This is a genomic window from Exiguobacterium sp. s142, from assembly GCF_018618455.1.
Lineage (GTDB): Bacteria > Bacillota > Bacilli > Exiguobacteriales > Exiguobacteriaceae > Exiguobacterium > Exiguobacterium aurantiacum_A.
This window is the reverse complement of the sequence record NZ_JACSMB010000023.1, coordinates 25,443-33,160: the sequence shown is the minus strand read 5'-3', so window position 1 is coordinate 33,160 and position 7,718 is coordinate 25,443. Positions and strand designations below refer to the sequence as shown.

Below are 7,718 nucleotides of genomic sequence, written 5' to 3'. Positions count from 1 at the left end.
CACCTCGTGAACAAGTATGCGAGAAGGAGACGAAATTGTACATTGTTATCCCAACGTTTTAGGACATCTTAAAACTATCATTTATAGTCAAGGTCGGGAAGACGTTCGCCTCGAGCCAGCTCTGTTCAGGTTGCGGCCATCAACACAAAGACGTGAAACATCTCGGCTTGCGTGAATGGACGTGCCCGAACTGCGGCGCCCACCACGACCGCGACGTGAACGCAGGACTCAATCTCAAACGAGAGGCCGAACGCATCCTGGCCTCTTCAACCGTCGGGACGACGGGGTTAGCCTGATCAGGTTTCGGTCGTTCGACCGGATGACTCAGGAATCCCTCACCTCCAAGCGCAGCGTAGGTGGGGGTAGTTCAACGAAACGAACGCGGAATCGCTCCGGGAGATGGACGTCGACGTCAAGCACGCGTGGGCATGCTACGCGCTCTGTCGAAACAATCAACCGGTCGGCTTTATGATGATTGGGGCCGAGAATAAGGCGGAGCGTTACGTCTGGCTCGACCGGTTTATGATTGATCTGGATGAGCAAGGGAAAGGCATCGGGTCAACATTTTTGCAACTTGCGATTGAGTGGATGCAAGATCGATTTGATGTCGATGACATCGTCCTCAGCCTGCATGCGACGAACGAACCGGCGAAACGATTTTACGCGAAAGGCGGATTCGTCGACAGCGGCTTGATTGATGAAGCGAACGGAGAAGAAATCTGGGTGTATCACGTAAAACAGGGATAACCGTCACAAGTCGGCTGTCCCTGTTTTTGTGATTCTTGTTCAATTATCGCTTCACCGTAAGTGGACGCAACTGTTTGACGCGGGCGAGGACGATCCAGCCGAGGATGGCTCCGGTCACACTCGAGGCGAGGAAGGCCGGGAAGAAGAACAATGCCCCGAACTCGGAGCCCATTAAGATTTTCGCATACGGGACGGCGATGAGCGAGGCAATGACGCCCGTCCCGATGACTTCACCGAGCGCAGCGAAAGCGACCCGGTTCGTCCGCACGTAAAATAGTCCGGCAAGCAAGGCGCCGATCATACCACCTGGGAAGGCGAGCAACGACCCGGTCCCGGTCATGACACGGACGAGTCCGGTCACGAACGCGACGAGGACGGCACCAATCGGACCGACGGTGACGGCGGCGATGACGTTCACCATATGTTGCACCGGATAGGCCCGGGCGACACCGGTCGGGATGGAGATGAACAGGGAGCCGATGATGGCGATGGCGATGAGCATCGCCATCCAAGTGAGTTGTTGAATACGCATGTAGTGTCTCCTTTCAAAATGAAAACGCCACTTCTCCAAGTGGAAAAGTGGCGTGGACAGACAGACGTATCCAAGCCACTTCCCTACGCTGGTATGAGCCAGATCAGGTTCGAAGGGTCCGGCAGTTGCCGTCTCAGCCCGAAGGCTCCCCTAGTGGTCGTTTATTGGTTTGAGTATAGCATAACGTTATTTTGTTGCCTCAATTTTTCGCGGTCGGAAGATGAAATAAATGATAACGCTATACAGGGCGTATAAAAACAGGGAAAACACGAGATTGATGACCCACGGGAGTGTACCCATAAATACGGTGACCGAGGCGTTACGGAACCAGCCGAGTGAAAGACATAGTCCGACAAAGCTGAGCACGATCGTCGTCCAAAAGCTGATATCTGGACGCCTCGACACGCGGCGAACGACTAGACCAATTATGAAGCTGAAGACAGCCGTCGCACCTAAATACATATAGAGTAGCGCATCGACCGGGTATGAATAATAGACAACGTCCATATTATTTCCTCCTAAACGAAGTGTGGTGAAAGGAAGTGAGGTCAGTGAGAGATGCGATCCCATGGCGTGACGAGTCTTACCGTGAACAGTTCGAGCACTGGCTCGATGGCCATGTGCCAGGCGTGACGTGGCGGGTTGTGAAAGATACCGACTTGACATACTTGATGTATGGAGAGTACGGAGCAGACCGTTACTACGCCAAGGCGGTGACAGCAATCAGTGGTGGCGAGGCTGAACTGTCGATGCATCTAGCCGAACGGCATCCGGGACTCGTCCCGGAGGTCATCGCCATTGCCGCGACACGCAACTGGCTACTTATGCGAGACATCGGCGGGGATGCACTTCGTGAATACCCCAAGCACAGTCGGTACAAAGCGGCTGTGCGTCAATATGCGAAACTACAGAGAAAAGAAGCGAATTACATGGATACGCTTTTGGCCTACGGCATCCCGGACCGGCGTCCGGCTCGTCTAAAAGAAGAGATACGGACGTATTTACCCGAGTTATGTACGGGGTTAGATCGAGATAAGGCAGAGGCGGTGCTGGCGCTCCAAGACGAACTCCTCACCATGTGCGACGAGCTCGCGACTGGGCTGCCGATGAGTCTCGAGCACGGCGACTTACATGGCGGCAACATCTTTTGGCGCGAACAGAAGGATGACTTATGTATTCTCGATTGGGGCGATGCGACCGTCACCCATCCGTTCTTCAGCGTCCGTGTGTTTTGGAACGCGCTCTACGACTTGTTGCCAGAAGACGATGAAGTCGCATGGTATGAACAGATTCAGAAGATGCGTACCGTCTACTTGGCTGAGTGGGAAGGTGTGGCGCCTCGGGACGTGCTATGGCGCCATTTGTTGATCGCTGAAGAGCTCGGTTGCGTGTATCGGGCACTGTCGTGGCATGTATATGTTACCAACTATCGGTATGATCCGTCCGAGTCAGCCGATAAACCGGCCCAATGGCTTAACTTGTTCCTCGAGTATCGGGACTTGAAACGTCGCGGTACGTGATCACTCGTTCTTCTCGAGCAGGTTTTCATAATCCGTCTCGTTCCAAAACAGCTGGGCGATCGACTCCGGTGCTTTCAAAATCTCACCGTCTTGGTCGTAGACGATAGCGTAGCCGTTTTCGATCTCAAAGACGATCAAGTCGGCCGTCACTTCCTTGACGCCGTTCCCGGCAATGATGACGTTCTCGATTGGGTCGCGTGCGACTTGAACTCCCCATTCGTCGAGCTCGACGATGAGCGCTGACGTGTAGGCATGGCGGTCGTAAATCGATTGAAACTCGTCTTGCGTCAATGTGACGTCGGTCGGGGGGGCACTCGTCCCGTATTTGCGCTTCTCAATCTCCTCAACGAATTGCGTGAACGACTCTTCTTGCCAAAAGAGTGGTGCGACCGACTCGGGACCGTTGGCGATCTCACCGTCTTCATTCTCATAGACGGTCGCGTACGTGCCGTCGTCGAGCTTGAACGGATAAATATCGGCGTATGTATGATGGATCCCGTCCCCGGCGATGACGACGCGTTCGAACGTCTCACGGAACGGTGTTAGCCCTTGGTTTTCGAGCGCTGCTAACAAGTCTTGGGCAGTCTCGTGTTGGTCAAAGACGTCTTTGAAATCTTCTCGTGTCCATTCGATCGTCGCTTCTTCATCTTGTTCGTTCATATCAGGAGAGACGATTGGTTGCTCGGCTTGATCGGTACAACCTGTCAGCAAGAACGCGCTTAAGCCAAGTAGTCCTAATCGTTTCATAAAACAACCCCCTAGTAAGTTACATTATTTCCCTATTTTACATTAGCGTAGCATGTATGAAATAGGATGAGAACCTGGATACTTTCTCATCTAGGGCAAATGGAATCGCTACCTCGTCTGGTTCAATCCACACAATCTGTACGATTGAACAGGGGAATGTCGACTTTTGGCGAACACATTTAGGAAACTGATTTAAAGGAGAGAGAGAGATGCCAAAACGAAAATTTGCCAATCGTCGTGATTGGGAACGCATATTAAAAAATCGATACGCACAAATGGAGGTGCGGGACGATCGCTTCTCGGGCACCGTCGCCCTCTTTCAAATTGACGCCGTCCGAGCCCCACAATATAAGATGCATCAAGGAAAGGAGTTCATCGTCGCCGACGCAGGTTACGCGTGGCTCCAGTACTTCTCAGAACATGAACCGTTCGGGGTGACCGTCATGTTCGATGACCGGGGCAACATCGTCCAATGGTACATCGATATCGTCGAGGGGATCGGGTATGAGGATGGGATTCCGTACATGGATGACCTCCTGCTCGACATCCTCATCTTCCCGAACGGTGACGTCGTCCGTAAAGACGAGGATGAGTTCGAAGCGGCAGCCAAGTCAGGTGAGCTCACGCCGGAGATGGTCGACCGTGGCTGGCGTGATTTCAAGGCGACGCTCGATCGGATCGAACGCCGCGACTTCGTCTATTTTGATTTAGCGAACGAGCATTACGAGCAGTTGAAGCAAAAGCTTTGAGTCTTCCCGTACTGCTTTTGGTACAGTGAAAGAACAGGGGGGAAGATAGATGAAACAAATTGATCTCGAGAAGTGGCCGCGTAAAAAGCATTATGAGTTTTTCAAGGCGTTTGACGCCCCGCATTTCAACGTGACGGCGAACGTCGACGTGACGAAGCTACATACGTTCGCGAAGACGCGCGGACAGTCATTTTTCAAGCTGTTCTTATACGGCGTGGTGAAGACGGCGAACGCCATCCCTGAACTTAGGTACCGGATGCGCGGTGACGTGGTCGTCGAGCATGATGTCGTCCATCCATCGTTCACCGTCATGATGGATGATGACGTCTTCAATTTCTGTACGGCGACGTATAAAGACGCGTTTCCCGACTTCATGGAGGAAGTGGCCGTGCGGATGAGCGGGGCGAAACGAGAAGTCGTCGTCGGAGATGACGAGCCGGACAGCCTGCTCTATATTACGAGCGTGCCTTGGCTCACGTTCACGAGCATCAGTCACCCGACGAATGACCAACAGCACGATAGCGTTCCGCGGATCGCCTGGGGCAAATTCACGAAAGTTGGCGACCGGATGATGATGCCGCTCTCGGTTCAAGCGCACCACGCGCTCGTCGACGGCGTCCATGTCGGGAAATATTATGAGAAACTGCAGGCGTGGCTCGATGATTTGAGCGACCTTCACGTCAAACAGCCTGAAGAGGTCGGACTCGACGAGGCGATCCGCCTGCGCGAGAACGGAGAGCTCGAGCGGGCGAAGCAGCTGTTGCTCATGCTGTTGCGTCAAGATGAGAAGAATCCACGACTCCACGCGCAATGTGCCTGGTGTTATGACTCGCTCGGCGAAGAGCGTCAAGCCGTCCCGCACTATGAGCGGGCCATCCGACTCGGTCTGAGCGGTCACGAGCTCAGTGAGACGTATATCGGGCTCGGCAGCACGTACCGTGCGCTCGGTCGTTACGAGGATGCCGAACAACTATTTGCTAAGGCGATCGAACAGTTCCCTGACATCGCTGCCTTGAAAGTGTTCCAAGCGATGACGCGTTACAACCTCGGACAGCATCAGGAAGCGACCGGTGCGTTGCTCGAGCTGCTCGCGAGTCCGCAGCCGGATGACAGCATTCAGCGTTATCGTCGCGCCATCGCGTTTTATGCGCGCAATCTCGACGAGACGTACGATTGATCCGGAAGACAAGGCTTGTGGAAGCGGCCTTGTCTTTTTATTGAATCAAATTGATTGACCGATCCAAATTACCGTGTTATATTTATCTCGAATTAAAGATAATTAAATTTAAAGTATTGTTTTCTCTCAACAAAGGAGGGGAACAGATGAAACAATCAGACGCCTTAAAAGCAATCACCGTCTTATTTCGGGCTTCACAATCGATCCAGGACATGGTCAAACACGAAGTCGCCGCATATGGACTGAACGCGACCGAATTCTCGGTACTCGAACTGCTCTATCATAAAGGTGACCAACCGATTCAAATCATCGGCAAAAAAGTCTTGCTCTCAAGCGGCAGCATGACGTATATCGTCGACCGACTCGAGGCAAAAGGCTATTTGGTCCGGAAAGCTTGTCCGAGCGACCGCCGTGTGACGTATGCCGCATTAACCGAAGCGGGAACCGACTTGATGGATCAAATTTTTCCGACACACACGAAACGGATGAACGAGTTGTTCGACGGAATCGATTTAGATGACACAATCACACAATTGAAGACGGTCGGCAAACGTGCCGAGGCGTCAAAATTTTTTAACTAATTATCTCGAAATCAAGATTTTGAAGGAGCGATTTAGATGAACCATGTAAAAGGGATTCACCACGTGACGGCGATCACGAGCAGCGCCGAAAAGAACTACGACTTCTTTACGAACGTCTTAGGGATGCGTCTCGTCAAAAAGACGGTCAACCAAGACGACATTCAGACGTATCACTTGTTCTTTGCGGACGATAAAGGTAGCGCCGGGACGGACATGACGTTTTTCGACTTCCCAGGCATCCCAAAAGGCGTGCACGGGACGAATGAGATTTCAAAGACGTCGTTCCGTGTCCCGACGGATCAGGCACTCGACTACTGGGTCCGCCGTTTTGATCGGTTAAAGGTAAAACATGAAGGCATCACCGAGCAGTTCGGCAAGAAGACGCTGTCGTTCGTCGACTTCGACGACCAAGCGTATCAGCTCATCTCGGACGAGTTCAATCAAGGTGTCGCTTCTGGTGAGCCGTGGCCAAACGGTCCGATTCCACTCGAGTATGCCATTACTGGACTCGGGCCAATCTTTATCCGTATTTCTGACTTCACGTACTTCAAGCAAGTGATGGAGGAAGTCATGTTGTTCGAAGAAATCGGGCAAGAAGGTGACAATCATCTCTTTGAAGGAGGTGAGGGTGGAAACGGAGCGCAAGTCGTCGTCATCCATGACGAGACGTCTCAGCAAGCACGTCAAGGGTTTGGAACGGTGCATCACGTCGCGTTCCGCGTCGATGACCGCAGCGTCCTCGACGAATGGACAGCACGGCTGCAACAGTTCGGGTTACCGACGTCAGGTTACGTTGATCGTTTCTTCTTTGAATCGTCGTATGCACGCGTCGCACCGCAAATCTTGTTCGAATGGGCGACCGACGGACCAGGATTTATGGGTGACGAACCATATGAGACGGTAGGTGAGAAATTGTCGCTCCCACCGTTCTTAGAGTCGAAGCGTGAGCAGATCGAAGCGATGGTCCGGCCGATTGATACAGTCAGGAGCACAAAAACGTTCGAGAAAGAGTATGAGGGTATGCCATCATGAGTTTTTTCAATCGTTTGTTCGGTAAACAAGAAGCATCAACCAACTCACAAGGAGGAACTACTATGTTGAAAATTGGAATCGTACTCGGATCGACTCGTGAAGGACGCGTTAGCCCGCAAGTCGGAGAATGGGTAAAAGAACTCGCCGACAAGCGCGGTGACGCGAACTATGAAATCATCGATATTGCGGACTACAGCTTACCGCTTCTCGGCGAGGCTGGCGGTGACGCGACAGGTGCTGCGGCATGGTCAGAGAAAATTGCAGAGATGGACGGTTTCGTCTTCATCGTACAAGAGTACAACCACTCGATGACAGGCGCGCTCAAAAACGCCCTCGACTACTTACGTAACGAATGGCATAACAAGGCGGCAGGGATCGTCTCGTACGGTTCGGTCGGCGGCGCTCGGGCAACTGAGCATGTGCGCGGTGTCTTGAGCGAACTCTTGATTGCCCACGTCCGGGTCCACCCAGCGCTCTCGCTCTTCACAGATTTCGAGAACGGCACGCACTTCGCACCGAAAGACGTACAAGTCCAATCGGTGAATGATATGCTCGACCAGCTCGTCCTATGGACAGAAGCGATGCAGACGGTTCGTACGAAAGCGGCGGAAGCAACGAACAACTGAGTATTCG

At 52.7% G+C, this 7,718-nt stretch carries 9 protein-coding genes, 2 pseudogenes and 1 riboswitch; of the genes and pseudogenes, 8 read left to right on the top strand and 3 right to left on the bottom strand.

Translation table 11 applies throughout. The annotated features are described in order from the left end of the window. Positions 1 to 83 precede the first annotated feature (83 nt). Positions 84 to 296 (top strand): annotated as a pseudogene (locus KNP77_RS14665) (zinc ribbon domain-containing protein); the annotation flags it as partial. 100 nt (positions 297 to 396) lie between these two features. Next, positions 397 to 747: pseudogene (locus KNP77_RS14660) on the top strand (GNAT family N-acetyltransferase); the annotation flags it as partial. 43 nt (positions 748 to 790) lie between these two features. Here the strand turns inward: KNP77_RS14660 and thiW are convergent. Next, on the bottom strand, positions 791 to 1,279 hold the full coding sequence (gene thiW / locus KNP77_RS14655) for an energy coupling factor transporter S component ThiW (RefSeq protein WP_131457612.1): 489 nt from the start codon (positions 1,277 to 1,279) through the stop codon (positions 791 to 793). 63 nt (positions 1,280 to 1,342) lie between these two features. Then, positions 1,343 to 1,441: riboswitch (TPP riboswitch) on the bottom strand. Between the two features lie 24 nt (positions 1,442 to 1,465). Next, complete coding sequence (locus KNP77_RS14650; protein WP_214891492.1) at positions 1,466 to 1,786, bottom strand: hypothetical protein; 321 nt, start codon at positions 1,784 to 1,786, stop codon at positions 1,466 to 1,468. A 44-nt stretch (positions 1,787 to 1,830) separates the two neighbouring features. On the opposite strand from KNP77_RS14650, the gene KNP77_RS14645 reads away from it, so the two are divergent. Continuing rightward, a complete protein-coding gene (locus tag KNP77_RS14645; protein ID WP_214891491.1) occupies positions 1,831 to 2,799 on the top strand; it encodes an aminoglycoside phosphotransferase family protein in 969 nt (322 codons plus the stop codon). Here KNP77_RS14645 and KNP77_RS14640 read toward each other — a convergent pair whose 3' ends face one another. Then, entirely contained in the window at positions 2,800 to 3,546 is a 747-nt protein-coding gene (locus tag KNP77_RS14640) for a hypothetical protein (protein WP_214891489.1), read from the bottom strand. 209 nt (positions 3,547 to 3,755) lie between these two features. On the opposite strand from KNP77_RS14640, the gene KNP77_RS14635 reads away from it, so the two are divergent. The 5 genes from KNP77_RS14635 to KNP77_RS14615 all read left to right on the top strand — a co-directional run bounded on the left by KNP77_RS14635 (position 3,756) and on the right by KNP77_RS14615 (position 7,711). Next, positions 3,756 to 4,295, top strand: coding sequence for a ribonuclease FAU-1 family protein (locus KNP77_RS14635; protein ID WP_131464850.1), 540 nt, complete (start codon positions 3,756 to 3,758; stop codon positions 4,293 to 4,295). A gap of 49 nt (positions 4,296 to 4,344) precedes the next feature. Beyond that, on the top strand, positions 4,345 to 5,472 hold the full coding sequence (locus KNP77_RS14630; protein WP_214891487.1) for a tetratricopeptide repeat protein: 1,128 nt from the start codon (positions 4,345 to 4,347) through the stop codon (positions 5,470 to 5,472). A 146-nt stretch (positions 5,473 to 5,618) separates the two neighbouring features. Then, positions 5,619 to 6,053 (top strand): MarR family winged helix-turn-helix transcriptional regulator, encoded by a 435-nt coding sequence (locus KNP77_RS14625; protein WP_131464846.1) that lies wholly within the window; start codon positions 5,619 to 5,621, stop codon positions 6,051 to 6,053. A gap of 36 nt (positions 6,054 to 6,089) precedes the next feature. Beyond that, the gene (locus KNP77_RS14620; protein WP_070329295.1) at positions 6,090 to 7,085 is read left to right on the top strand and encodes a ring-cleaving dioxygenase; all 996 of its coding nucleotides are present in this window, start codon (positions 6,090 to 6,092) and stop codon (positions 7,083 to 7,085) included. Continuing rightward, a complete protein-coding gene (locus tag KNP77_RS14615; protein ID WP_214891484.1) occupies positions 7,082 to 7,711 on the top strand; it encodes an NADPH-dependent FMN reductase in 630 nt (209 codons plus the stop codon). The genes KNP77_RS14620 and KNP77_RS14615 overlap by 4 nt, the downstream gene beginning before the upstream one ends. Positions 7,712 to 7,718: the final 7 nt, after the last annotated feature.

Coding starts and splice junctions, on each gene's coding strand:
- KNP77_RS14630 (WP_214891487.1), top strand. CDS start 4,345: ATGAAACAAATTGATCTCGAGAAGTGGCCGCGTAAAAAGCATTATGAG.
- KNP77_RS14625 (WP_131464846.1), top strand. CDS start 5,619: ATGAAACAATCAGACGCCTTAAAAGCAATCACCGTCTTATTTCGGGCT.
- KNP77_RS14615 (WP_214891484.1), top strand. CDS start 7,082: ATGAGTTTTTTCAATCGTTTGTTCGGTAAACAAGAAGCATCAACCAAC.
- KNP77_RS14640 (WP_214891489.1), bottom strand. CDS start 3,546: ATGAAACGATTAGGACTACTTGGCTTAAGCGCGTTCTTGCTGACAGGT.
- KNP77_RS14620 (WP_070329295.1), top strand. CDS start 6,090: ATGAACCATGTAAAAGGGATTCACCACGTGACGGCGATCACGAGCAGC.
- KNP77_RS14635 (WP_131464850.1), top strand. CDS start 3,756: ATGCCAAAACGAAAATTTGCCAATCGTCGTGATTGGGAACGCATATTA.
- thiW (WP_131457612.1), bottom strand. CDS start 1,279: ATGCGTATTCAACAACTCACTTGGATGGCGATGCTCATCGCCATCGCC.
- KNP77_RS14650 (WP_214891492.1), bottom strand. CDS start 1,786: ATGGACGTTGTCTATTATTCATACCCGGTCGATGCGCTACTCTATATG.